This window comes from Mesorhizobium sp. P2_E6 (assembly GCF_056403835.1).
This window is the reverse complement of the sequence record NZ_JBFUEQ010000002.1, coordinates 594,099-619,948: the sequence shown is the minus strand read 5'-3', so window position 1 is coordinate 619,948 and position 25,850 is coordinate 594,099. Positions and strand designations below refer to the sequence as shown.

Genomic DNA, 25,850 nt, shown 5'->3' with positions numbered 1-25,850 from the left:
ACACTGCCGGGAGTTAGGGGCAACGATCTGCGTCGGAGCGCGGCCGATCACACGGCTCCCGACGCCATTCAAGGCAACGGAAATCCATCGGCCGTCATTGAATGAATCTGTAGTGCGGTACAAATACGACCCGCCAGGGTTCACCCAAGGCGGGTCGTCTTATCAGTTTGCAATCACTCTTCGGCCAGAGCTCCCTCTGCGAAGAGATCATTGACCTTGTAGGCCACTTCCGTGCGGTTGCTGGCCTTCAGTTTCTTCATGATGTTTCGGATGTGGACCTTCACGGTGCTTTCGCGCAGGTTCAGCTCGTAGGCGATGATCTTGTTCGCCTTGCCGCGCCGAAGCGCCTGGGCGACCTCTGCCTGCCTGAGCGTGAACATGCCCGTCAAAGGCTGCGTGTCGCGGCTACCTGTACCTATAAGGTGCCGCATGGAAAGGACACTGCTCGCCGGGACGAAGATGCCTCCCGCTGCCGCAAGGTTGATCGCCTCGACACAGACGTCGATCCCGACCGAGGTCGGAATGTAGCCGCGTGCGCCGCATTCGAGAGCCGTCAGTATCTGTCCAAGGTCTTCGGTGTCAGCCAGGATGACCACGGGGACCGACTTGAACTCGGACGAAATATGCCTGATCTCGTCGGCGATGCCATGATCGGTGACCTTCCGGCCGCCAAGGTTGAAGAGGATAGCTGCAAGTGGAGGGGCTGCCCCCTTCTTCATGCGCCATTCTTCGATCGAGCCCATGGCGACGACCGCCATGCCGAGTTCGTGATCCTCGAGGGCCGATGCAAGACACTCGCGGTCTAGTGCCCTTCCGTCCAGCATGAGAAGGTATTGCTTGCCTACCTGCTCGTGGACATTTTCTATTCCGCCAGACGGAACACCCGATTGATTTGTCGAAGTGTAGTTATGCAGTCCTACTGTGGAACCCATACTTATACCCACCCTTTCCCCAACGAAAGCCGCTTAGCGGCGCCCAACAAAGCCCCTCATCTCTTGAATTGAAAGTTTGATACCCAACCCATTTTAAAGCTTCAGGCCGTTACCCCAACCTGGAGCCTTGAGCAGTTCTTGGCTGCCGACATGTACAGCAGCTTGGGCAGTCTATGGGCTATCCATAAGCAGTCTCTAACTTAGGTTAATTTTCGGTAAAATTTTTAAGTCTGTGTATGAAACGTACACAGTGGGTCCCGAGCGCTGCGAGACCTTGGATGGGACGGCCCGGCCATTCCCATGGCGCAGCTCCACGCGGCGAACCCGCCGTCAAGCCAGGTCCCAAGAGGTTGATTTGGAACGGCAAGCAGAATCCGCCTGCGGGCAGGCTGACGTGGGAGAAATGAAGTCCTTCACTAAATAGCTTCACAGACCCCAAGACGAGGCCTGGTCTCAGGCGTTTCCCTGGGGATTGGCCTCGCTGAGCCACTTCACATCCAGAACCGTCCCGTCAACGTGGATCACGGTTTCGAAGGCCTCTATAAGCCTTTTGGCGGCTTTGCTGGCAATGTGGGACTCGGGATAATTTGCCTCCACTACCCGCGCCCGCTCGTAAACTTCCTTGAGTTTCGTGACCTGCTTGGGACCGAATACGCTCTGTACAACCTGAGTGGTCATACCGCTTCTCCTCCTGGTGCTGGAACTCAAACAACCCGCCCTTTGCCCAGCGCTCCCACAATTTCATCAATAACACAGGATTTTGCAACTGAAAGCAAAAACAAGCCTGCAACCGTACTGTAAGATTACTATTTTCTTTGGTCGAGGCGTTCTTTAGTAGGCGTTCGCGGACCGAGGGTTAGCCGTTTGCAGGAGGCGTAGGCCGGACTGCCATCGCGAAACAAAGAAGCCCACCGACCCGCTGGTTCCCCCTCGCTCGAAACGAAAAGGCACTCTTTTCATATCCTCTGATCTGCCGCCGTGCATTTTACAACGCAGCAGCCGTGACCGGGACATTCAGCTATTCAACCTTTAAGCGTACGCCGGACGGACGATGACGCTTTGGTACCTACCGCAGGGAGTTCCCGCACGTCCCGCAGATACGGGTCTCAGGCTACGTCCTTTGGCTCTCTTGCCCGGGATATCCATCTGCCGAAAGATGGGCTGTCGGACAGCTTCCTGCGTCCGGACAGTCCAGGGCCAAACCAAGCGGGAGGCTCGAACAACAATGCAGGTCTCTTTGGTCGGGCTGCTGGTGTGCGCGGCGATTTTGGCCGTTGCCCGCTATTCCAAGGGAATGCTGATCATCGGGCTGATCGCGTCCCAGGCGTTCGGTGCGACCGCCATCGTGACGCTTACCTTTCTAGGAGGGTCGTCCCCACTGATCTACACCATGTTTGCGGCCCTGCTTGTCATGGCCGTGACAGTCAGGCGTCGCATCTGGTTCGATCTTGGAAGTGTATTCGGGAGCATCCGCCCGGTCTGGGTTCTCACAAGCCTCATGGCTTACGCAATCATCGGGGCATGGCTGTTTCCAAGATTCTTCGCGGGACAGACCGCCGTCTTCGTGCAGTCGAAAACCCGAGGCGCTGTCGTAGAAGCGTCCTTGGCCCCGGTTTCGGCCAACACCTCACAGACGGGCTACTTCATTCTTGGCGGGCTCACCGCCATCGCGCTTTGTGTGCTGCTGCTCCACTCCCAAAGGATCGACCAAGTCCGCCGCGGCTTCTTCTTGTGGTGCGGTCTGCACACGGGCATGGGGCTGGTCGATTTTATCGGTAAGAATGCAGGATTGGGAGACTTGCTGGCCCCGATCAGAACCGCCAATTACGCACTCATAACGGAAGCGGTCGAGCAAGGATTCGTGCGGATCACGGGACCATTTGCGGAGGCCTCTTCGTTCGCCAGCGTTTCCCTCGCCTGCCTGGCATTCTGCTACACCTACTGGCGAAAGACCAAGTCACGCCTTGCCCAGTGGCTGGCGGGCATCCTGCTCTTCCTGACCATTCTGTCGACTTCATCGACCGCTTACGTCGGTCTTACTCTCCTGTGCCTTCCGGTCGCCTTCTCGATGTTGGTTTCAGTCCTCAGGGGGCGGGTTGAGCGCGAGGACATAATGGTAACCGCTCTGATGGCGATTGGCGTGGTCGCCATCATGGGCGTCAGCCTCTACCATTCCGGAGCCTTGGAGCCTTTCGTCAGGCTGATCAACAGCACCATCATCAACAAAGCGGATTCTGCCTCAGGCCATGAGCGCACCTATTGGAACGTCAAGAGCCTGCAGTCCTTCCTGGACACCAGCGGCCTTGGTGTCGGTTTCGGCAGTTCCAGGGCATCGAGCTGGCCGATCGCAGTCCTTTCCCAACTTGGCCTGTTCGGATCGCTGATGATGGCGATCCTGCTCGGCGTCCTGGTCAGTGGATTGGGACGGATGCGGGAATGGGTGGATCCGGAAACCGAAGCGGTCGTGACGAGCGTCAGGAATGCTTCGCTCGCCGGCATAATTGCCAGTTCACTGTCGGGTGGCAGCGCCGATCCGGGCATCCTCTTCTTCATCGCACTTGCCGTGGTTTGCGCCACGAGGGTCCATGCTCGACGTACGTTGACAGCGTTTGAGCGAACCGCCTGGCATCAGACAGCGGCAGAGGCAGCATGAATAGTCTCGCCGTCTGGCACGGTGTAACCATGGCGTAGCAACGGAGGCAACTCCGCTCCACGGGATCGCCTCGTCGGCTGAGGAACGGACGGTCCCAACAGCCTAGTTGGTCTTCAGCTTGCCGACCCGATTTTCGGCGATCCAGCGGGCGGCCAGGACCAACGCGCCCATGCTGAAATCCTTGCCATGCCTGGCGACCATCTCTTCCGACAGCTTGGCCAGCCGTTCGAAGAATTCGTCCTTGCTCTCGTCCTCGGCGGTGAGTTCGGTCTGCATGTCATTCTCCTGTTTCATGTGGACTGCGTCCGCTATTTGAACATCTGCGCGGGAAAGGTGACGATGGCCGCGGTGCCGTCGACGGTGCCCATCGCCAGATGCCGCCCGTCGCCGGACCAGGCGAGAGCAGTGACAGCGCTGCCCAGGGGTCTGACGAGAAGCTCGTCGCGCGACCCGATCTGGGCGACGATGATACGGCCGTTGGCGTAGCCCGCCGCAATCAGCATCTTCTCGGGGTGCGCCGCCACCGCTTCGACCAGAACCAGCCCGGCGCGACCCGTCTCCAATGCGCCCGAGGTTTCACCGCCAAATGGCGGGGCGGTCATCGACCAGCCGGCGATCCGGAACGCGCCCGAGGCAAACAGCGCATTTGCCGGCGCGCTCCAGCACACCGTCCGAACGGGCGATGGAAATCCCGCGACGATATCGGCTCGGCCATCGGCCAGGCTGATCAGCGCAAAGCCGCCAGTCTCCAGCCCGCAGGCCAACCAACGCCCGTCGCCGCTCCAGCGGATCGATACCGGGCGCGATGAAAGAGAAATGTCTCGTATCAAGGCAGCGTCGCCTTCGACCGACCAGATCGACAGCCCCTCATCAAGGCCGCAGGCGAGGTGTCTCCCACCAGGCGAGAACGCAAGGGCGTCGATGGACGATGTCGTGGCATGTTTCAGCGTCACCGCATCGCCCTGGCCGCTCGACAGGAAGACATCCTTTCCGTTGCTGACGGCCGTCAGCGTCGACCGGGTGCTGTAATCCATAGCCACGATCGGCCCGTCGATCTTGACGAGGGGTTCCGCGACCTCTCCGCCAGCGGTCAGAGGCAACGCTTCGCCGCTGGCCGCGCCGACCAGAAAACCGGAATGCGCATGGGCGGCGAGCGGGACGTCGCCATCTCCGAATGCCGCCGTGGCGATCAATGGCACTGATGGCTTTTCCCGGGGGCGGATCGTCGTCTGGCCGAGATCGTTGCTCACCCTGATCCGCGACTCCGGCGGCTCGTGATCCGCGACCGCGGCAATGGCGACGGTTCCATCGACGGAGGTGAAGGCGACAGCCGAACCGTCGGCGCTGATGCGCAGATCGGCGATCGCCGACGGCCGCTGCCAGCTGCGGGCCAGAAGGTCGAACAAGGTCAGGTTCTGCATCGTCTGCTGGTTCATGCCATCTCTCCCGTCAGTTCTCGTTCGCCGTTGCGGCAAGCCGGCGATCAACGTCCTCGATGTCGCCTTCGGCCGCGACGATGCGGTCCTCGCAAGCCGTGCATGCCTGCATGATCGCCGCGGCACTTCGCTCTGCCTCATGCAAATCCTGCACCAGTTGCGCGTTGGCGCCGCTTCTGCCGATTTCCAGCTCCAGGCGCAGTACGTCCATTTCGATGCCGGCGCGTTTCTGATTGAGCCGCAGAGCTTCGGCGGTGAGGGCGGAGACGCTGGCGACGAGATCAAGCCGGCGGGCAAGCAGCGCGTCACGCCTGGCAGTATCGGGTCCGCCGGTCATTTCTCGCTCCCCAAAGGCCCGGGTGGCTTTTCGAAAGCCGACAGCAATTTGGGCAATGCGCCGGCCTGTGACTGGAACTGTCTTTCGGCCGTCTCGATGTGGCTCTTGAGCTGGTCCCAGATATCGACGCGGATCATCGATGTTGTGTCGCCGGTCAGCCGCTCGATCTCGTCGACGCGGAACTGGCGTGTCAGCGAAACGCCGGAAAACACGAAGTCGCGCAGCAGGATCGCATGGTTTTCGATGAACAGATGGATCATCGGATGCGTCTCCGTGGTGACGCCGCCGGCGGCAAGCTCGGCCCGGATGAAGTCTTGGAAATGGCTCTGCAGGCGGTGCTGGCTCTCGCCCATGAAGCGCATGACAAAGACCAGATCGCGGGGCATCAGCTTGACAAGATCGCCGGTGACGCCGTCGGCATGGCTGGACATCGGTCGGGGTGGCCCGCTCCTGTCCTTATCGTTCGGCATGGTCTCTCTCCAGCGCCAGGCCCGCCCATGGGCTGTTGGCATCAAATAGTAGAGAAAGACAAAGAATTAAATAGAGACCTGCGTATTTTGATATTTGTTGCAGCTGCGAACTAGATATGTTGCAGTTGCGAATATATGAGTAATATTACAGTCGTAAGTTACATCTGTAAAATAACGTTACAGTTTGCTGTCCGCTCATACGCCGAAAAGATGGCGATCTTGTTTTAGGCGCTGGCCGCCGACCTCGTTTTCAAACTGGCACGACGCTTGCTTTGATTATTTTCACAAGAAGCCCATCGCGCTTGGCGCGGTGCCAAAAGAACGAAGGAACGGAGGAAGCAGCGTTTCGATACGCCCATCGCAAATGCGGTTGGCGTCGCGGGTCTCTGCCAAAACGCCTCGAAAACCTTTGCCGCGATCCACTTGAATGGCCGGACCATGAGTCGCGCCTGAATGCGCAACCCTTTGTCATGCCGTTCGCACTCTCACTGGCGGTGCTTTGTGCCGCTTCATGCCGGGGTCAAGGGACCCGCGGCCCAAACCTGGTGGAGGCTTATGACCATGACGTCTCTGACGCTCAACAAGATTACCTCGCAACGCGGAATTTCCGTCGGCGAGGCGACCAAGAAGATTGCCGATCTCGGCTGGAATCCTTCCTACGTGCAGGAAGCGATGACATTTCCGACCGACTACAAGATCAACAAGACGCCGCGCGATCCGATGAAGCAGGTCCTGCGGTCCTACTTCCCGATGCAGGAAGAGAAGGACAACCGCGTCTATGGCGCGCTCGATGCGGCATTGCGCGGCGACATGTTCCGCAACGTCGAACCGCGCTGGGTCGAGTGGATGAAGCTCTTCCTGGCCATCATTCCCTTCCCGGAAATCTCCGCCGCCCGCTCAATGGCGATGGTCGCCCGTATCGCACCCGGCGAGGAACTCCGAACCGGCTTCACCATGCAGATGATCGACGAGTTCCGTCACTCGACGATCCAGATGAACCTGAAGAAATGGTACATGGAGAACTACATCGATCCGGCCGGCTTCGACATCACCGAGGAAGCTTTCGGAAAGTGCTACGCCACCACCATCGGCCGCCAGTTCGCCGAAGGCTTCATCACCGGCGACACGATGACCGCCGCCTGCATGTACCTGACCGTGGTTGCCGAAACCGCCTTCACCAACACGCTGTTTGTTGCCATGCCTTCGGAAGCCGCCCGCAACGGTGACTATGCGCTGCCGACCGTCTTCCTGTCGGTGCAATCGGACGAGAGCCGGCATATCGGCAACGGCCATTCGCTGCTGATGGCGGCGCTCAAGGAACCGGAAAACCACCTGCTGCTCGAGCGCGACCTGCGCTACGCCTTCTGGCAGAACCACGCGATCGTCGATGCCGCCATCGGCACCTTCATCGAATACGGCACCACCAACCGCGACAAGAACAAGGAGTCTTACGCGGAAATGTGGCACCGCTGGATCTATGAGGACTACTACCGCACCTACATGCTGCCGCTCGAGAAATACGGCATCAAGGTCCATCACGACGACGTCCAGGCCGCTTGGGAACGCATCACCAAGAAGAACTACGTCCACAAGGTCGGGCAGTTCTTCGCGGTCGGCTGGCCGGTCAATTTCTGGCGCATCGAAGCCCAGACCGACAAGGACTTCGAGTGGTTCGAGCACAAATATCCGGGCTGGTACGCCGAGTTCGGCGACTTCTGGAAATGGTACGCCAAGCTCAGCCACAAGGGCGAGAAGGTGCTGCTGTTCAACAGCGACGTCGGCTACGTCTATCCGCACCGCTGCTGGTCCTGCCTGGTTCCCTGCCTGATCCGCGAGGACATGGTGGTCGGTGAGATCAACGGCGAACTCTACACCTTCGCCCACGAGCTCGATCGCTGGACCGCCACGGTCGCCTTCGCCGACGAGTATCAGGGCCGTCCAACACCCGCGATGGGCCGCTTCAGCGGCAAGCGCGAGTGGGAGACGCTCTATGACGGCTGGGATCTGGCCGATGCCATCAAGGACCTGAACTTCGTCCGCTCCGACGGCAAGACGCTGGTTCCGCAGCCGCATCTGCGTTTCGACGACAAGGAGATGTGGACGCTCGACGATGTGCGCGGCAACACGCTCGGATCGCCGCTCAACGCGCTGCGTGCCATGTCGCCCGCGGACCGTGAGAAGCACCTGGCGGAATACCGGGCCGGCTTCACGATCAATCCCTGCAACTGATCAGGCAAAAGGGGGGCGGGTTCGTCCCGCCCCTACCTTTCACTGGAGGTCCGTATGTCGGAAACCCACACGGTCAGGCTCAGCCCAGTCGACGTCGAATTCGAGGTCGAGAATGGCGAAACGGTGCTCAACGCCGCATTCCGCCAGGGCATCGCCCTGCCGCACGGCTGCAAGGAAGGGCAATGCTCGGCCTGCAAAAGCGTGTTGCTCGAAGGCGAGGTCGACATGCTGAAATACTCGACCTTCGCACTCAACGACATGGAGAAGGAGAGCGGGCACGTCTTGTTGTGCCGTTGCATCGCCTACTCCGACCTGGAAGTCGAGCTTCTCAACTACGACGAGGAGATTCTGGCGAAAGCGATCGCCGTGAAAACGTACAAGGGCCGGATTGCTCGCATCGAGCAACTGACCCACGACATTCGCGGCATCGAAATCGAACTCGGCTCCCCGATGAAGTTTTGGGCGGGGCAATATGTCGACATCACGGTTACCACGCAAAAAGGGGAGACGATTACGCGCTCGTTCTCCATGGCAAATACGCCGGACCAAACCCAAAAACTCTCCTTCATCATCAAAAAATACCCTGAGGGAAAGTTCTCGGGAGAACTCGATTCCGGAGGCATCAGGGCCGGAGCCGAAGTCACCGTCGTCGGACCCTACGGGACCTGTTTCCGCCGCGACGAACGGCAAGGACCCCTGATCCTGGTCGGCGCCGGATCGGGCATGTCGCCGATCTGGTCGATCCTCAACGACCACCTGAAGAGCGGCGAGAAACGTCCGGTCTATTTCTTCTACGGCGCCCGCACCCGCAACGACCTGTTCTATCTCGACAGGATCGCCGAGCTGGTCGGCAATCATTCCGACGTCACCTTCATTCCCGTGCTGTCGCACGCGAGTGACGACGCCGAATGGCAGGGCGAACGCGGCTTCGTGCACCAGAGCGTCGACGCCAAGCTCAAGCAACTGGCGGTCGATGGGCAGGGCGATGTCCATGCCTGTGGCCCGCCGCCGATGATCGATGCGCTGCAGCCGGTCCTGTTCATGAACGGGTTCGAAACGGAGCGGATCTTCTTCGACAAGTTCACCACATCGGCAGGTGCAACGCCGGCCCATTGAGGGCGGCCGTGCCAAGCCAACCACAACTGCAACAAGGGAGAGAGACTATGCCTGCAACCTCGAGTTCTGTCGGATCCGGAGCCGCCGGCGCGGCGATCTTCGCCGATTCAGATAGCCGGAAATACCGGTATTTCGACCCGAAAGGCCAGCGCGCCACCCACTACGAGGACATGACGGTCGACGTTCAGCCCGATCCGGAGCGCTACCTGATCCAGGACTGGATCATCTCCTTCGCCGACGGCAAGGGCGCCTATGTCAAGCAGAACACCGCCGCGCAGAGTTCCAACTGGCATGCTTTCCGCGCCCCCGACCAGGAATGGGAGCGCACGCACTACCAGCGCCAGTCGAAGATCGAGACGATGGTTCAGAGCGTCATCAACAACGCCCGCAAATCGGGCGCACCGAAGACCTTCGACAAGGCCTGGGTCAAGATCCTGCAGACGCAGCTCGGCGCCTGGAAACACGCCGAATTCGGGCTCGGCACCTCGCTGATGCAGGCGCAGCGCTACGGCTACACCCAGATGATCAACAACGCGACGCTGACCAACTCGTCCTACAAGCTCAGGCTTGCCCAGGACATCACGCTCTACCTTGCCGAGATCGGCATGGACCTACCCGGCTGGGACGACGAACTCGGCAAGAAGGCCTGGCTTGAGGACAAGAACTGGCAAGGCACGCGCGAAGCGGTCGAGACCATCATGGGCGCGACCGACTATCTCGAACAGTATTTCGCCATCAACATCGTCTTCGAGCCGCTGGTGGGCGAAGTGTTCCGCTCCGGCTTCCTGATGCAGATCGCCGCCGCCAACCACGACTTCATCACGCCGGCGGTCATTTCGGCCGCCGAGGCCGACTACGAGCGCAACCTCGCCAACACAATCGACCTCATCCACATGCTCGCCAATGACGAGAAGCATGGCGCGGCGAACAAGAAGCTCTTCCAGGGCTGGGTCAAGAAACACGGCGCGCTCGCCGACAAGGCAGCCACCGGCCTGCAGCCGATCTGGTCGATGCCGCATTCCAAGCCGGTTGCGTTCGCGGATGTCCGCGCCAAATCCGAGGAGCGGATTGGCCAGATCCTCGGCGAACTCGGCCTCAAGCGCTGAAACAGGAGAACTTGTCATGTCACTAGCAGCACGCGACGCAACCCATTCCAACATCTTCAAGTCGATGAAGGACATCACCTTCGAGCAGACGATTTCGCATCAGTGCGGCGTCACCATGAACGACTCGGTCGAGGCTCGCGCCATCGCCGAATTCATGGGCCAGAAGCCGGGGGTGACCATCACCTACCAGCCGGCGCTGATCCGCATCGACGGCGACGGCAAGCTGATCTTCAAGATGGACGCGATCGGCGAATATCTCGGCCGCGAGATTTCGGCCGAGACCTTCGAGGTCAACACCTCCACCCACTACGGCCGCATGGTTCGCGTCGACGACAACACCGTGATCCTGTTCGGCAACATGGACGAGATGTTCGAATACATCGAATAGCCGCCACGAAAATCCGGCGCGCCGCGCGAGTGCGGCGCGCCGAACCGATCAACGCGATTGCTGCGGAGGCAACAATGTACAGGACACCGGAAGGCAAGGACATTTTCGTGGTCGACGGCCACACTCATTTCTGGGACGGCAGCCCGGAGAACCAGAAGAATATCCACGGCAAGCAGTTCATCGAGTGCTTCTATGCCTATCACACGGGCCTGAGCCCGAAGGACCAGCTGTGGGAGAAGAGCAAGTTCGAGAAGTACAGCGCTGACGATCTCTATCGCGACCTGTTCATCGACGGTCCCGACGATGTGGCGATCGTCCAGTCGACCTATCTCAAGGACTTCTACAAGAACGGCTTCAACACGATCGAGCGCAACGCCGAGGTGGCCAAGCGCTATCCCGAGCGTTTCATCGTCAACGGCGCCTTCGATCCGCGCGACGGCGAGAAGGCGCTTGAATACATCCACTTCCTCAAGGAGACCTACAACGTCAAGGGCGTGAAGATGTACACGGCCGAATGGAACGGCGCTTCCAAGGGCTGGAAGCTCACCGATCCCGATGCCTACAAATGCTTCGAACTCTGCGACAAGCTCGGCATCCGGAACATCCACGTCCATAAGGGCCCGACGATCATCCCGCTCTCGAAGGACGCCTTCGACGTCCATGACGTCGACCACGCGGCGACGGATTTCCAGAACCTCAACTGGATTGTCGAGCATTGCGGCCTGCCGCGCCTCGACGATTTCTGCTGGATCGCGACGCAGGAGACCAACGTCTATGGCGGCCTGGCGGTTGCGTTGCCGTTCATCCATGCGCGCCCGCGCTATTTCGGCGAGGTCATCGCCGAGCTCCTGTTCTGGCTCGGGCCGGAGAAGATCCTGTTCGGTTCCGACTATGCGATCTGGACGCCGCGCTGGCTGGTCGACAAATTCTGGGCCTATCAGATCCCGCAGGACATCGCCGCCGAACGGGGCGTGCAGCTGACCGACGAGATCAAGGAGAAGATTCTCGGCCTCAACGCCGCGCGTCTTTACAACATCGACGTCGAGGCCAAGAAGAAGGCGCTGGCCAGCACGCCCTTCAGCATCGCTGCGGAGTAGGGGCCATGGCAACCGCCAGCGTTTCCGGCAGCCGCGAGAAGGAACTCTGGCGGCGCCTTGATGAGGTAAACGACCCGGAACTCGACGAAGCCATCACCGAGATGGGCTTCGTCGAGCGGGCAGAGGTGATGGGCGACGGCAGCGCCGAGGTCGACTTCCGCCTGCCGACCTACTGGTGTTCGCCCAACTTCGCGTTCCTGATGCTGGACGGCGTCCGCAAGGCGCTCGACCAGCTCTCCTGGGCGCCGGACTATCGCGTCAAGTTGCACGACCACATGTTCGCGGAGGAGGTCAATCGCGGCATGGAAGCCGGCAAGACATTCGGCGACATCTTTGCCGTGCTTGCCGAGGACCAGGATCTCGCCGCCTTGCGCGAGACCTTCAGGATGAAGGCCTTCAAGCGACGCCAGGAGGCGGTTTTGCGCGGCCTGCGGCTGCACGGCCTGACCGATCGGGAAATCCTTGGCATGGACCTTGCGGCCTATGACGTCGCGCGGTTCGAGCCGGGCGAGGCGGCCAAGCAGAAGCCGAGATACAGGGCGGCCCTGCTCGAGCGTTTTCTCGATCGCCGGGCCGACGATCCCGTCTTCGTGACCTGGGAAGGCCAGCCCATACCGCCTGGCGCACTCGGTGCTCATCTCGCCGAGCTGCGCGGTGTGCGCATCAACATGGAGTTCAACGGCGCGCTGTGCCGGGGGCTCAAGCAGACCAGATACAAGGAACTGGATGTGGTCGACGGCGAACCGACGCTGGTCGATTTCATTCTGGATCGCGTGCCGGCCAGGACCGCACCGACCGCCTGAAGCAGAGCTGACAGCAACGGCCTCCCTTGCACGAGGCCCCTAACCAACAACCCGCCCGTAAGGCGGAAGGAGGAATCATGCCCAAGATAATGCTTCACAACTCCGAGGCCCGCCGTGCTCTCGCCCGTGGCGTCTTCCGGCTCGCCGCCGCCGTCGAGCCGACGCTCGGCCCCAAAGGCATGAACGCCATGATCGACCGACCGATCGGCACGCCGATGGTGACCCGCGACGGTGTCAGCATCGCCTCCGAGATCGAACTGCACGACCGTTTCGAAAACATGGGCGCGCAGGTCGTCCGCGAAGTGTCGATGCAGACCAACGAGATCGCCGGCGACGGCACCACGACGGCCATCGTGCTCGCCAACGCGCTCATCCAGGGTGGTGTCGAGGCGAATGAGCGCGGGGTGAAATCCGTCGATCTGTGCAAGGGCATCGACCTTGCCGTGGCGTCGGTGGTGGCGGCGCTCAAGGCTTCCGCCAAACCCGCCAAGGGCAACGGGATCCTGGCCTCGGTCGCCAATATCGCGGCGACCAACATCAAGCTTGGCGCGCTGGTGGCGGAAGCCCATCGGCGGGTGGGCGCCGAAGGCGTCATTACCACCGATTTCAGCGTTACCACCGAGACCACGCTCGATGTCGTCGAGGGCATGTCCTTCGAACGCGGCTACCTCTCGCATCACATGGTGACCGACCAGGAGAAGATGGAGGCGGTGCTCGAACGGCCCTACATCCTGATGACCGACCTCAAGATCAAGGAGCCCGGGCAGCTCGATGCGGTGCGCCGCATTGCCGACGCGGATGGCCGGCCGCTGCTGGTCGTGTCCGAGGAAATGTCGCCGGAGGTGGTGGTGACGCTGCTCGGCAAGCAGGGACCGGGACGGTACCTGGTCGTCCATCCGCCGGAATATGGCCACTGGCGCAAGGCGATGATGGAGGATCTGGCCATCATCACCGGCGGCAGGGTGATCGCGCGCGATCTCGGCGGCCGGCTCGAGGACGTCACCGCCGAGGATCTCGGGACGGCCGACCGGGTGAAGACCAGTTCGTCCTACACCTCGATCATTCGCGGCGGCGGCGACCCCGGCGCAATCGCTTCGCGCCGTGCCCAGGTGCAGCGTCAGTATGAAGCCTCGCAGCCCAACATCGACCAGGACAAGCTGCGCGAACGCCTGGCCAAGCTCTCCGGCGGCACCGCGATCCTCTACGCCGGCGGTGTCACGCCGGTCGAGCAGAAGCGGACCATCCAGCTGATCGAGGATTCCTTGAATGCGGTGCGCGCCGCGTCCGAGGAGGGGGTGGTCGCCGGCGGTGGTTCGGCACTCGCGCAGATCGCGCCGCTGCTCGACAAGGTCGCGGCCGGCGTCGATGGCGATGTCGCCGAGGGCGTGCGCCTGGTGCGCTCGGTCCTGTCGCGGCCGCTGTGGCGCATCGCCGCCAATGCCGGCGCCGATCCCGAAGCGGTGGTGGTCGAGGTCACCCGCATCAATGGCGGCTATGGCTACAACGCCTCGACCGGCGCGTATCAGAATATGTTCGAGGCAGGCATCATCGATCCGGTCCGCGTGACCTACACCGCGCTCGCCAACGCAGCTTCCGTGGCGACGCTAATCCTGACCACCGAAACGCTGATTGGCGATCTCGCCGAGGATGAGGATCCGACGGCCGGTCCGGCGCGTGGCGGCGGCTCGGAAAAACTCGGCCGCGCCTGAAGCAACATTGCAACGCAACGATTTCGACGTTGAAAGGACACGACGATGAAAGCTGCCAGACTCTACGAATACGACCCGAAGATGAATGTTCGGCTCAAGATCGAGGAGGTCAAGGCGCCGACGATCACCGCGCCCGACGAGGTGATCGTGCGGGTCGGCGCCGCCGGTCTCTGCCGTACCGATTTGCACATCATCGAAGGGGTGTGGAAGCCGACGATGGATCCCGAAGGCACGCTGTTGCCCTACATCATGGGCCACGAGAATGCCGGCTGGGTCGAGGAGGTCGGCAGTGGCGTCCGATCGGTCAAGCGCGGCGACGCGGTGATCTGCCACCCCTTCCGCTCATGCGGCATCTGCCTCAACTGCCGCCATGGCGAGGACATGTATTGCGACAACGGCCAGTTCCCCGGCCTTGGCATGAATGGCGGTTTCGCCGAATATTTCATCACCAGCGAACGCTCGCTGATCAAGCTGAATGCCAACATCACGCCGATCGAGGTGGCGCCGCTGGCCGATGCCGGCATCACCGCCTACCGCGCCGCCAAGCGCGCCGCCAAGCTCCTGCGGCCGGGGAGTTACTGCGTGCTCCTCGGCATAGGCGGGCTTGGGCATATCGCTCTGCAATCGCTGCACGCGATTTCGGGTTGCCGCATCATCGCCGTCGATCGCGAGCCGGCAGCGCGGGTGCTGGCCAAGGACCTTGGCGCCGACTTCGTCCTCGATGGCGGACCAAACATTGTCGAGGAAGTCAGTCAGATCACCGGCGGCGGGGCGCATGTGGTGATCGATTTCGTCGGTGAACTCGGTGTCGAGAACATCTGCTGGAAGATGGTGCGCAAGGGCGGGCAACTGTTCGTCGTCGGCTATGGCGGCAACATCAACGTACCGACCGCGCATCTCGTCATCGAGGAGATCAACATCGGCGGCAGCCTGGTCGGCAATTTCACCGAGCTTGTCGAACTGATGGAGCTCAACGCCGACGGCAAGGTGAAGATGCACTACACCGAATACAATCTCGCCAGCATCAACACCGCGCTCGACGATTTCAAGAACCGCCGGTTCACCGGTCGTGGTGTCATCGTTCCCTGAAGGCGATTTCGGTCGCCGAACTTTCCCCGACCCGCGGCGCGAATGCCGCGGGTTTTTTTGCCGATGATTGGATCTAGTGCATGTCGCCCAAAAGTGACCCGCGATGCGCTTTAGAGGAAACCGCGCCGGATGCCGTATTGGCCGAGTTTGCGATAAAGCGTCGGCCGTGAAATGCCGAGCCTCAACGCGACCTTGCTGAGATTGCCGCCCTCCGCGACAAGCGCATTCTTGATCGCCTGGCGTTCTCCATCCTCGAATGTACACACGGGTGCTTCAAGCATGGTCGTGGGATGGTCGCTGTGCATGGCCATTGCGTTGCGGTTGCCCGCACTGATTTCTTCGGGAAGGTCCTGGAGTCCGATCGTGCCGTCGCGCGCCAGTATATGCAGCCGCTCGACCAGGTTCTTCAATTCGCGCACATTTCCCGGCCAGCGATAGGCCAGCAGCGCGTCGAGTGCTTCATTTGAAAACTCCAGGGGATCAGTGCCCGCCAGTTTTGCGATCTGACGATTGAAATGCTCGACCAGCAAGAGCACGTCGTCGCCGCGCTCACGCAGGGCCGGCACATGAATCGAGACCGCGCCGATGCGGTAATAGAGATCGCTGCGGAAGCGTCCGGCCGCGACTTCCTGCTTGAGATCGCGATTGGTCGAGGCGACCAGTCGCACGTCCACCGGCCGGCCTCTCGAGTCGCCGATGCGGTGAACGACGCGCTCCTCAAGGACACGCAACAGGAAGGGCTGGATTTCGAGCGGCAACTCGCCGATTTCGTCAAGGCTGAGCACACCGCCATTGGCGAGTTCGAAGATGCCCGGCTTGCCGTCCCGCGAAGCTCCGGTAAAGGCTCCGCCCACGTGACCGAACAATTCGCTGCCGAACAGCTCCTTGGTGATTGCGCCACAGTTCATGGCGATGAACGGGTCGTTTTCGGTGCGCCGGCTGCCGGCATGGACAAGCCGTGCGAACAGCTCTTTGCCGACACCGGTTTCGCCTTCTATCAGCAGCGAGGTGACACCGTTCGATCCAGCCACCCGGGAAGCGACATCGACGGCGGCCAGCAATTTTTCGCTTTCGCCGATGATCATCGCCGCGGCTACCCGCAGGTGTTTGTCCCCCTCCCGGCGCATCACCGTCATGCTCGAGACAGCCGGTACGGAGGGAAACACCAAGGCCGCGCCACGAAGGTCGCCATCCAGCTTTAGCGGCGTGACATGGCAGGATCGCAGGTGCGCCGGCAGCGCGTTGGCAAGATCGGTCTCCGAGCCGGAGGCCGGCAGGTTCATGAGCCAACGTCCGCGGCCCGGCTCCATCGGGCCGTCCATCATCTCCGTCGCGTCGCCGTTGGGCACGTTGTTGCAGAAGATCGCGCGGCCACGATGATCGACGATCACCAACCCGTCTTTCCGGCGGTAGCTGGGTGCCGAGGAAATAAAGGCTTCGAGCAGGCGCGTGCGCTGCTCCTGCTGCTGTTCGGCGAGAGCCTTTTCGATTTGCCTGGCGGTGGCGGCGACGAGCGCCGTGTTGTGCGGCCGGAAGATCGGCGAATAGCCCGACAGGTCGACAACGCCGATGATCTTGCCGTCCAGGGGATCGCGGATCGGCGCGCCGGCGCAGGTCCAGGATTTGATGCCGGCACAGAAATGTTCGGCCGCGTGAACGAAAATCGGTTCGCCGGTCCACAGCGCGGTCCCAATGCCGTTGGTTCCAACGGCATCCTCGTTCCATTTGCCGCCGACTGCCAGATGGATGTCCATGCCGTCATGCAGTGTCTTCTTGTCGCCGATGGCGTCGATCAGCACGCCATCGCTGTCGGCAAGCACCAGCATCGCTCCCGTTCCGTCCAGCAACTGGCCAAGCGACGCGAATGACCGCCTCGCCGCCGAGAGCAGTTCGGCATTGGCGCGGGTCAGATATTCGATCTCGTTCCGATCGCTGTTCAGCGGCGCTTCGATGCCCTGCGCATTGATGCCGCCGGTGGCGCTGCGGTACCAGGAATCGTGGATCAGCGAGCGGACGTGGACCGGATCGCGGGCGCATGTCGGCTCGTCGGAGAGAAAACTCTCCCAGGCGCGCATGGTGGCGCGCTCGTCATAGTCGATGTTATCCAGGATCAATTGTCCGGTGGCCATTGAAGCGCGCGCCGGAAGTGCATCGGTCTTCATCTGATCGGGGCCGTTCGCGTGTCTCATTCAGCCATCACAGTACCTTTGAGGTATGCCATTTCTGTATGCTGTCGCGGATTGGACGTGCAGGAGACGCCCGAACGCCGGTCGTCAGTCGATGCCGAGTTTGGCACCGATGTCGGCGGCAAGCTGGTCTTCGGAATAGGTCGTGGTCACCCTGGATCCATCCAGATCGGCAAGGGCCTGCGCGATGGTTTCGTCGACGGGCGAGAAAAACCCGTTCTGTTTCGTTGCCAGGACGAAGATCTGGTCTCCGTCCCGGTTGCGGATGTCGCCGATATGATGAAGCTGGCGGCCGGTGTTCTGATCCTTGGAGATCACGCGGCCGTTCATGGTGACACGGATGGACGGGCTCGCTTCGGAGGCGGTTGCCACGCTGCCGCCGACATGGATGATCAGGCCTTCCGCCTTGGGTTGCTGGCGTGGCTGCCTGGAAGCTGAATAGCCGCCGCCGCTGATCTGGTCGGCAAGGCGAACGATGGTCGAGCGGTTCTGCTCGATCAGCCTTTTGACCTGGACGTCCTCGCGCCGCGGGCCATCCCGCTTGGAGATGATCTCAACCATGAATCCTCCCAGATTCGCTCGGGCTTGGCCGAGGGTACGGCTCACTTCTTGTTCTTTTGAGGTGAGCCTACACCGCCTCGGTGAGGTTCGCCATCGATAACATATAGCACCAGAGTTCCGGTCGCTGGTAGCAGGTGGCTGCTACACATTTGGAAGCGGACGACAAACGATAAATGACTTCAGGGTCGCCTGTGGGAGAGTCCGTGCGGCCGCACTGATCGATGTTGGCTGCCGATCCCTCAGGTGGGTACGAGCCCATAGGCAAGGCCCATCTTCGTCCTTGCCATGGTGGTTGATGACGCGTCCACCAGAAGGCGTTTGCCCCAGCTCTCGTCCCGATCGATTTGAAAGCCGACGTCGCGCAACATGGCAAACAGGCATTCCCTGTTGGGGACCCAGAAATTGGTGATGTCGCCGGCAAGTGTCCCTGCTTCGTAGTACTGCGCGACCGCGACGCCGGGCATCAGCTCCGGTTCGAACTGCGTTTCAACAAGCAGGCGGCTCCGACACAGCTGCGCAACGATGTTCAGCGCGCGCATCATATCGGGCAGATGGTAAAGAACACCTAGAAACAGGACGATATCGAACTCGCCAATATCGGAGCCGGGAATGTCGTACAGGTTCATCTGCCGGTAGTCGAATTCCAAACCGGTAAGTTGCTCCATGGCTTCGAATCCATGGCCATTCTTGGCCCGATAATCGACCACCGTTACCTGTGCTCCGCGGCGAGCCATGTTCATCGAAAAAAAGCCGTCCGACGGGCCTATGTCCAACACCTGCAGGCCGGTCATATCTTTAGGCAATCGCAGTTTTTCGAGCAGGAACTGGGGATCGTAGGAGCCCGGCGTGACCACGCCGGGGTACACTTCAAATTTGTGGTGCCAATGCGGCACCTTTGAAACGGTCGCGCGGGCTCTGTCTTGGTCACCGGAGGTCACTGGTGCTCTGGAGTGCATCTCTCTAATCTCCAATCCAAGTCCTGCTTCTATCAGGAGACAAAAATTTGCCCCGAACATCACATGCCGGTTATGTGCGCCAGGCGGCGACTATGCATGCGGGGTCCATCGTTGCCAACAGTTCAACTGATGTCCCCGACCGCAATCGGGAGCGCATGGCGCCGTCCCTCCGCAGGGTTCGATCGCCTTTTGGTGCCGGACGCGTATCCTTGGAACTCTTATGACCAGCAGAACCGCCATAGTTGTCGTCGGGATGCACCGCAGCGGCACGTCCGCGCTGGCGCGCATGCTCAGCCTTCTCGGTGCCTCCCTGCCGCGCAACCTCAACCCAGCGGGTCTGGGCAACGAGATCGGCCATTGGGAGCCGGAAGCCGCCGTGCGCCTCAACGACCAGATCCTGGATCTGGCGGAATCGCCCGTAAACGATGTCAAGGGACCGTCGAGCGAATGGCTGCAACGGCCCGCGGCACAAGCCTTCATCGACAGGTTGAAAGATCTGATCGTCGATGAATATGGCGACGATCCGCTCTTCGTGCTGAAGGATCCGCGGATCTCGCTCCTTTTTCCCTTGTGGCGCGCCGCGCTGGCCAAACTGGAAATACGGTGCGTCGCGGTCGTCATCTCGCGCAATCCCATGGAAGTCGCGCTTTCGCTGGCGAAGCGACAGAGCCTCGCAGGTGACTGGCAATCCTGGCCTCTGGAGCGGGGAGGCCTGCTGTGGTTGCGGTACAATCTGGCCGCCGAGGAACACACGCGCGACGTCGACAGGGCGTTCTGCGACTATTCGACGTTGCTGGACGACTGGAGGTCGGTCGCCCGCCGCCTCGGCGATGAACTCAAGATCGCGTGGCCAAGATCCATCCCGGATGCCGCTGCCGAGATCAATGGCTTTCTGTCGCGGGAACTGCGGCACCATCAAGAACCCGAGGATCTGGATTGCCGTCAGGGCGTGTGGTCTGCATGGATCGCGCCGATCTTTTCCGAACTGCGTGGCGCTGCCGAAGGCCGCGTGCCTGATCCGGCCGTTTTCGGCGCGGTGAAGCAGTCATTCGACGATGTCTATGCCGGCATTCAGCATCCGCCTGCGCCGCCGCGATCGTCAGGCCGCCTACGCGTCATGCGTCGGGGCGCGGGCAAGCGAAAAATATGCCTTGTCGGCGACCTGTTTTGGAAGCCTGTCCAGGGTGACGGCGCGGCGAGAGCCGCGGTTGGCGCCGCCATAGCCGCCGGCATCGACGTTTCCATCGTCGACATCGGCGCATTTACCGAGGCGGACGAGAATGCCTTCGCGGCCTTTGCCGAAAACCATTCCTTCGACATCGAACATCTCGACGCAGACGGCCCGCTGGACCAGCCGCCCTTTCTGGCTTCAACGATCCAGTTGTTGAGACACCTCCGCGCCAAGCACTTCGACGTCATTCTTTTTCAGGACCGGGATGGCCTTGGCCATGCCAGCGCCGTGGCAAAGCAGACGGGACTGACTTTCGACGGCGTGTCGCTGGCCGTTGTGGCCGTGGGAAGCGCCGACTGGATCAGGCGGCAGGAAGGCGAATTTCCATCAAGCCTGGTGACGATTGGCATCGAGCATCTGGAAAAAATCGAACTCGAGCGAAGCACCGCCCAGGCGATCATCGCCGCCAACAGCAATGCCGTGAAGGGCGAGGTCGGTCGATATGTACAAAGCTTGCAGGTCGCCCTGGAAGAGCGATCGAAAGATGCCAGGGAGGCAGCGCGTTACGCGAACTCCCTGGAAGACACATTGGCCCAGTTGCGGAAGGCGAACGAGGCCGCGGCCGAATACGCCAGAAGCCTTGAACAGTCCCGGGCCCAGGCCGAGGAGGCCGCCAGCGGCGATGCCCTGAAGGGCGAGGTTGGCCGATATGTGCACAGCTTGCAGGTCGCCCTGGAAGAGCGGTCGAAAAATGCCGAGGAGGCGGCGCGTTACGCGAGATCCCTTGAAGAGACGGTGGCTCAGCTGCGGGAGGCGAATGACGCCACGACCGAATACGCCAGAAGCCTAGAACAGTCGCGGGCCCAGACCGAGGAGGCGGCGCGTTACACGAGCTCCTTGGAAGACACAGTGGCCGAGTTGCGGGAGGCGAACAAAGCCGCGACCGAATATGCGAGAAGCCTCGAACAGTCGCGGGCTGAGACCCAGGAATATGCCAGGACGCTTGCGGCAGAGCTGGAAAAAATCAACTCCGCTGTCGAAGGCGGACGGTAAAAAGCTCACTGTTTGCGGCGCATGTTTTGGTTTGCGCCGCCGTCGGTGGTTCAGGAAAAGAGCCGGAAGCGGGCGAGATACCAGATTGCCCTGACCCCATCGCGCCATCCGATTTTCTTGCCTTCCTCGTAGGTGCGGCCGAAATAGCTGATGCCGATCTCGTAGATCCGCCAGCGGCCGGCAAGCGCGATCTGGGCGCTGAGCTGAATTTCACAACCAAAGTCGTTGCAGGTCAGACGAAGCCGGCTCATGACGTCTCGCGTGAACATCTTGTAGCAGCACTCGATGTCCGTCAGCGTCTGGTTGTAGAGAAGATTGAACACCAGGGAGATGAAGCGATTGGCCAGATAATGGTGGAAATAGAGCGAGCGATGAGGCCGGCCATAGAAGCGTGAGCCGTAGACGACATCTGCAACTTTTCGCCTGACGATAAGGTCATACATAACGGTCCAATCCGCAGGATCGTATTCAAGGTCCGCGTCCTGGATGACGATGACGTCGCCCTCAACGGCCGCCAGCCCGGTCTGCAGCGCGGCACCTTTTCCGCTGTTTCTGTTGTGATGGAACACGCGCACGGTGACCCGGGCAATCTCCGGTTCCTCGGTGAAGACCAGACCTCCGTCGATGTCGACGGTCAGGGACGTGGCGCAGCGAGAACCGGTCGGAAAATTGGCCTTGAGCCACTCGCGGGTGCCGTCGGAGGAGCCGTCATCCACGATGATGATTTCCTTCGTCACGGCGGGAAGTGCTGTGCTCACCATCGCCAACACGTGCGGCAATGTGACTGCTTCGTTGAAGACCGGTACGATTACGGAAAGCATGGAACCTCGAGGCCGGAAAGTCGCCTGTTGTGTGGAACCCGACACTGCCGGCTAGGACAAAGCGACCATCGCGATCATAACGATGCCAATGGTGGCGAAGAGCGCGCGGTAACACCGTTGCAGTCGATAGAGGCTCTCGGACGTCAGGCCGGCCAGCATGGCGCGGCGCGAAGCCCACAGATGTACCGGAATGAATGCGGCGGCAAAGACGAGGGCGAACGGAACCAATCCGAGCACGGCCAGCGCGACCATGAGCGCATATGCCGAGATAAAAAGCACGAGGCCTGCGACAAAACTCCTGGTCTTGCCAAACGCCACGGCGTTCGTCCGTATGCCGTTGAGCAAGTCGACGTCATAGTCGCGCGCCTCATGCGTGAAATGACCGGCGGTGAATACCAGCCCAAAGAAACAACTGACGACGAGGCCCTGTGCGTTGATCGCGCCAAAAGCCGCATAGCCGAGCAGGAAATGCATGCAACCGCCGATAAAATGCAGGGCCGAGCTGAAGAGCGGCGCACCCTTCAGATGCAGGGTCGGGCTGGAATACCAGGCGCTTAGCCCAGCTACCGTTATTGCAACAACGAGTGCCCTCGTATTTATCAGCCCAAACAGGAGCAGACTGATCGCCAGCAATGAGCCGGCAAGATAGCCGACTTCCCTGCGTGTCAGACCTTTTGCCGCGAATGTTCGGCTGGCTCGGTCCGGGTCTTTGAGATCTCCGTCGATTCCCGACCAGTCGTTGAGGACAAACACATGAGCCATCAGGCACAGGTTGCCGGCTATCAAAATGGCTACGGTCAGCGCGTGGCTCGCTGACAGCGCTCCGATCGAAAGGACCGCACCGATGATCGGAGTGGCCTGAAGCGCCGCGACTTCATCGAAACGGATGCAAGAAAGCCAACGGGACAGCTGTGTCGCCCGGGGGCGAGTTTGACCGACTGTGTCGCTCGCGATTTGCGTCACTTCTCACCACATTTTTGTTCCGGGCCGCCGGAACCACAAGGAAGCTTTGATAGCATACGTTCGTTCTCGAAATAGAGCCGCAACCACAGCGCATATCCGAAATCTTGCGACCAATAGAATCGTTTCACGGTCGCTGTAAGGTCATTGTGATACAGGAGCGGAGGCGTATCGCTCATCAAGGAAAAGTCATCCGCAGCAATATCGGTCAGCAGTTCGGCCGTGCGTTGATAGGCAGCATATGAGCCGGCATGGCTGTCCATTTGCCGAAGCTGGTCGGCGGCGCGCAGCCAGATTTCTTGTCCGGGAATGTCGGTCCGCAGTTGCGCCTGTGGGAACTGCGGCAAGCAGCCGGCCTTCTCCAGGTCCGCCAACCGCAGATTTATCATGAGCGGCGCACCGGCGTAGTAGACCCAGATGTCGTCGTCGCCCGCTTTTTTCGAGAGCGCTTCGCACAGCGATCGCGCGGCCGGTTTGTCCACCTGTTCGAGAAACAGGAATATGTGCATCTGGATTCCGACATCCGCCGGATTGGCGTCGCGTCCGGGATCGAGGCATTGGTATTTGTCCCGTGGCGCAAGCCAGGTCTTGTAGAGCCCGTCAGGCCGTCTGAACTGGGTTATCGTGGCAAGCGCGGGTTGCAGCAGTTCGCTCTTTTCGCTCGGCGCGACCCGCCAAGCCAGGGCGGTGTCATCGGAATCGGGCGTGATGGCGCAGCCAAGAGTGCCGATCGTCGGCGCATCTGGTCGACCGTGATATCGAACGAGGCCGCTCGGCTCGATCTGAGCGGCCAGGAACTGGCGCGTCCTTGCAAGCATGTCGCTTGCGCCCGCGGTTTCGGCCACGGGGCCGGCGACATCAAGCATGACGGCATTGAGATAGGTGTTCATTTCCTGGCGCGGCTGCTCAAATCGCGTCGCGCTCGTAAAGGAGGTCAGCCAATAGCCGCCGGCCTGCTGATGACTTGCGAGCGTTTGCCGGGCGCGCCGCGCCGCACTTGGAAGATCCGTCACATGCTCAAGCGCCTCATTGTCCGGCGCCAGGACGAAGGAGGTCTGCTTCATGAGACGCGGCTCGCCGCCCTCCGTGGCGCGCACCAGCACCGCCAACAGATGCTCACCCGGACCCACCTGGTCGATTGGAATGGTGATGCGCCAGCCAGCCTGGCTCGCCTGGCCCATCGCCTTCTCGACATCGGTCCTGGCAAAGAATTCCCGCGTTGCGGCGCCCCATTGGCCATCGATCAGAACGGCGACGTCGCTGGGGGAGTGGTTGTTGGTGAGCGCCCATCCGAGGACCTCAAGCTGCCTGCCTGCTTCACCGCCGGTGCCTTGACCGGGGGGCAGGACATTCACCGCATCGATGTTGCCATGCAGATCGACGATCAGGTCGGCCTGGACATGCGGGTGACGGAGTTCGGCGACAAACGCTGCGTTGTGGACGTCCCAGGCAGGTTGCATTCTGCCCGGTCCGTGAGCGGTGACGATGGGCGTGTCGGCGATGCCGGTATACCAGAAGGCGCCGATCGTCTGGATCGAGATCGCCACGAGCGATGCAAGTCCGAATGCCACACGCCCGTTCCGGGACAGGGCCTTCACGACAGGTGGCAGCATCCACATCAGCATGGGCAGCATGTCGGTGAGCCATCGGGGGCCCCAAGAGATGCCCTGCCGCCAATCGATCATGGCGTAGAACGACACTTGCACGATCATGGCGCAGCCAATGGCTATCGTCAGCCCTCGTCCTGAGCGCTCAAGTACGACGCGACGACAAAAAATGGGAACGAACAGCAGGAACGGGGAGAAGACGAAGAGCCCTCGGGTCGGACTGACAAGAAGGCCCGCGATGCCGCCCACTATGTCGTGGTTGAAATCGCCGGGCCGAACATGCAGCGCGTAAGCCCCCGCGATATTGCCGACGATCAAGAGATTGTAGGCCAGGGTCAAAGCGACCGGGACCATGCCCGACAAGACGAAAAACGGTCTCATCCGGCCAGCCCACCACAGGCCATAAATACCCAGACCTGCCGCCAATATGGCATCGGGCTGGCGGTTGGCCGCGATAAGCCCACAAAGCAGCCCTGCGAGAACGACCCGCAATGTCGTGCCCGGTCCGGTGAGCAAAAGCATGGTGGCCACGACCAACAGCTGGGCGAGCCCATGCATCCAGAGGGCCTGGCTGCTGATGACCCATGTCGTCGTGCCAAATGCGTAAAGCAGGCTCAGAATGGCGGCCAACCCTTCATCGGTCCGCCGCCGCAGGAGCAAATAGAGCAAACCGACGGACACCGCCGCCAGCGAAGAAGCGCAAAGCTTTTCCATGATCCGGGCGACTTGGTCGAACATTAGCGGATCGCCACCATGGCGGTTCAGATAAATGACTGCCGGCAGATAGAACGGGGAGAGGATGACAGGAACGACAATGGGAAATTTTGATACATATCGGTCTCCCCCAATCTTCAGGATCCAATGAGCAGTGCCATCCTTCTCTGGCGTTGCCGGAGGCTTTCGTCCTTGAGCCACCGTGGTTAGAATTGGATTCAAGGTCAGGCTGTGATTCTGCCAGATTGAAAAGGGCAGGTAGCGCGCCGCATAGCTGTCCGCCGCTGTGATCGACCGCATATTGGCGTTGTAGACGAACAGGGAGAGGAGCCCAAGCAGCAGCGCCATTGCGACATCGCGAGCGCGAATGCGCCGGAAAGCCGGCGTCGAAATTGCCTGGCTATGGACGTGGGCCGTAATTGCCGCGGTCACCAATAATTTTCCCCATCAGACTTT

The 25,850-nt window shown here is 61.0% G+C and carries 22 protein-coding genes; 10 read left to right on the top strand and 12 right to left on the bottom strand.

What is annotated here, in order from left to right:
- Positions 1-173 precede the first annotated feature (173 nt).
- Positions 174-932, bottom strand: a complete 759-nt coding sequence (locus AC1D08_RS07530; protein WP_095080669.1) for a LuxR C-terminal-related transcriptional regulator — start codon at positions 930-932, stop codon at positions 174-176.
- Between the two features lie 453 nt (positions 933-1,385).
- Entirely contained in the window at positions 1,386-1,610 is a 225-nt protein-coding gene (locus AC1D08_RS07525; protein WP_095080680.1) for a hypothetical protein, read from the bottom strand.
- A 547-nt stretch (positions 1,611-2,157) separates the two neighbouring features.
- On the opposite strand from AC1D08_RS07525, the gene AC1D08_RS07520 reads away from it, so the two are divergent.
- Complete coding sequence (locus AC1D08_RS07520) at positions 2,158-3,585, top strand: hypothetical protein (protein WP_477422866.1); 1,428 nt, start codon at positions 2,158-2,160, stop codon at positions 3,583-3,585.
- 102 nt (positions 3,586-3,687) lie between these two features.
- On the opposite strand, the gene AC1D08_RS07515 is transcribed toward AC1D08_RS07520, so the two are convergent.
- From AC1D08_RS07515 to AC1D08_RS07500, 4 genes are read right to left on the bottom strand one after another with little or no spacing between them, the layout of a single operon-like run.
- Positions 3,688-3,861 (bottom strand): hypothetical protein, encoded by a 174-nt coding sequence (locus AC1D08_RS07515; RefSeq protein WP_167458684.1) that lies wholly within the window; start codon positions 3,859-3,861, stop codon positions 3,688-3,690.
- Positions 3,862-3,893: 32 nt separating this feature from the next.
- Positions 3,894-5,021 (bottom strand): WD40 repeat domain-containing protein, encoded by a 1,128-nt coding sequence (locus tag AC1D08_RS07510; protein ID WP_477422864.1) that lies wholly within the window; start codon positions 5,019-5,021, stop codon positions 3,894-3,896.
- 13 nt (positions 5,022-5,034) lie between these two features.
- The gene (locus AC1D08_RS07505) at positions 5,035-5,358 is read right to left on the bottom strand and encodes a hypothetical protein (protein WP_477422862.1); all 324 of its coding nucleotides are present in this window, start codon (positions 5,356-5,358) and stop codon (positions 5,035-5,037) included.
- Positions 5,355-5,828, bottom strand: coding sequence for a hypothetical protein (locus AC1D08_RS07500; protein ID WP_477301045.1), 474 nt, complete (start codon positions 5,826-5,828; stop codon positions 5,355-5,357). Before AC1D08_RS07500 ends, AC1D08_RS07505 begins: the two co-directional genes overlap by 4 nt.
- A gap of 555 nt (positions 5,829-6,383) precedes the next feature.
- Between AC1D08_RS07500 and AC1D08_RS07495 the strand changes: the two genes are divergently transcribed.
- The 8 genes from AC1D08_RS07495 (at position 6,384) to AC1D08_RS07460 (ending at position 15,365) form a co-directional block, all read left to right on the top strand.
- On the top strand, positions 6,384-8,057 hold the full coding sequence (locus AC1D08_RS07495) for an aromatic/alkene/methane monooxygenase hydroxylase/oxygenase subunit alpha (protein ID WP_202351141.1): 1,674 nt from the start codon (positions 6,384-6,386) through the stop codon (positions 8,055-8,057).
- Positions 8,058-8,111: 54 nt separating this feature from the next.
- The gene (locus AC1D08_RS07490; RefSeq protein WP_477422860.1) at positions 8,112-9,173 is read left to right on the top strand and encodes a 2Fe-2S iron-sulfur cluster-binding protein; all 1,062 of its coding nucleotides are present in this window, start codon (positions 8,112-8,114) and stop codon (positions 9,171-9,173) included.
- Between the two features lie 47 nt (positions 9,174-9,220).
- Complete coding sequence (locus AC1D08_RS07485; RefSeq protein ID WP_095080697.1) at positions 9,221-10,279, top strand: aromatic/alkene monooxygenase hydroxylase subunit beta; 1,059 nt, start codon at positions 9,221-9,223, stop codon at positions 10,277-10,279.
- A 16-nt stretch (positions 10,280-10,295) separates the two neighbouring features.
- Complete coding sequence (locus AC1D08_RS07480; protein ID WP_095080699.1) at positions 10,296-10,667, top strand: MmoB/DmpM family protein; 372 nt, start codon at positions 10,296-10,298, stop codon at positions 10,665-10,667.
- Positions 10,668-10,741: 74 nt separating this feature from the next.
- Complete coding sequence (locus AC1D08_RS07475) at positions 10,742-11,764, top strand: amidohydrolase family protein (RefSeq protein WP_457154225.1); 1,023 nt, start codon at positions 10,742-10,744, stop codon at positions 11,762-11,764.
- 5 nt (positions 11,765-11,769) lie between these two features.
- On the top strand, positions 11,770-12,567 hold the full coding sequence (locus AC1D08_RS07470; protein ID WP_457154224.1) for an iron-sulfur cluster assembly protein: 798 nt from the start codon (positions 11,770-11,772) through the stop codon (positions 12,565-12,567).
- 77 nt (positions 12,568-12,644) lie between these two features.
- Positions 12,645-14,276: a molecular chaperone GroEL gene (gene groEL, locus AC1D08_RS07465; protein ID WP_457154223.1), complete on the top strand. Its 1,632-nt coding sequence runs from the start codon at positions 12,645-12,647 to the stop codon at positions 14,274-14,276.
- A gap of 45 nt (positions 14,277-14,321) precedes the next feature.
- Positions 14,322-15,365 (top strand): NAD(P)-dependent alcohol dehydrogenase, encoded by a 1,044-nt coding sequence (locus AC1D08_RS07460; RefSeq protein ID WP_095080707.1) that lies wholly within the window; start codon positions 14,322-14,324, stop codon positions 15,363-15,365.
- 110 nt (positions 15,366-15,475) lie between these two features.
- On the opposite strand, the gene AC1D08_RS07455 is transcribed toward AC1D08_RS07460, so the two are convergent.
- The 3 genes from AC1D08_RS07455 to AC1D08_RS07445 all read right to left on the bottom strand — a co-directional run bounded on the left by AC1D08_RS07455 (position 15,476) and on the right by AC1D08_RS07445 (position 19,068).
- Positions 15,476-17,554 carry a sigma-54-dependent Fis family transcriptional regulator gene (locus tag AC1D08_RS07455; RefSeq protein WP_477422858.1) on the bottom strand — a complete coding sequence of 693 codons (2,079 nt, stop codon included), beginning with the start codon at positions 17,552-17,554 and terminating at the stop codon, positions 15,476-15,478.
- Positions 17,555-17,638: 84 nt separating this feature from the next.
- The gene (locus tag AC1D08_RS07450) at positions 17,639-18,112 is read right to left on the bottom strand and encodes a hypothetical protein (RefSeq protein ID WP_457154561.1); all 474 of its coding nucleotides are present in this window, start codon (positions 18,110-18,112) and stop codon (positions 17,639-17,641) included.
- A gap of 239 nt (positions 18,113-18,351) precedes the next feature.
- On the bottom strand, positions 18,352-19,068 hold the full coding sequence (locus AC1D08_RS07445) for a class I SAM-dependent methyltransferase (RefSeq protein ID WP_477225803.1): 717 nt from the start codon (positions 19,066-19,068) through the stop codon (positions 18,352-18,354).
- A gap of 220 nt (positions 19,069-19,288) precedes the next feature.
- Here AC1D08_RS07445 and AC1D08_RS07440 point away from each other — a divergent pair, with 220 nt between their 5' ends.
- Positions 19,289-21,292: a sulfotransferase family protein gene (locus tag AC1D08_RS07440; protein ID WP_477422856.1), complete on the top strand. Its 2,004-nt coding sequence runs from the start codon at positions 19,289-19,291 to the stop codon at positions 21,290-21,292.
- A 50-nt stretch (positions 21,293-21,342) separates the two neighbouring features.
- Here the strand turns inward: AC1D08_RS07440 and AC1D08_RS07435 are convergent, their stop codons facing one another.
- Genes AC1D08_RS07435 through AC1D08_RS07425 form a run of 3 tightly spaced genes read right to left on the bottom strand, consistent with a single transcriptional unit; the run spans position 21,343 to position 25,826 of the window.
- Complete coding sequence (locus AC1D08_RS07435; protein ID WP_477225805.1) at positions 21,343-22,113, bottom strand: glycosyltransferase family 2 protein; 771 nt, start codon at positions 22,111-22,113, stop codon at positions 21,343-21,345.
- Positions 22,114-22,164: 51 nt separating this feature from the next.
- On the bottom strand, positions 22,165-23,076 hold the full coding sequence (locus AC1D08_RS07430) for a UbiA family prenyltransferase (RefSeq protein ID WP_457154588.1): 912 nt from the start codon (positions 23,074-23,076) through the stop codon (positions 22,165-22,167).
- On the bottom strand, positions 23,073-25,826 hold the full coding sequence (locus AC1D08_RS07425; RefSeq protein ID WP_477422854.1) for a hypothetical protein: 2,754 nt from the start codon (positions 25,824-25,826) through the stop codon (positions 23,073-23,075). Before AC1D08_RS07425 ends, AC1D08_RS07430 begins: the two co-directional genes overlap by 4 nt.
- Positions 25,827-25,850 lie beyond the last annotated feature (24 nt).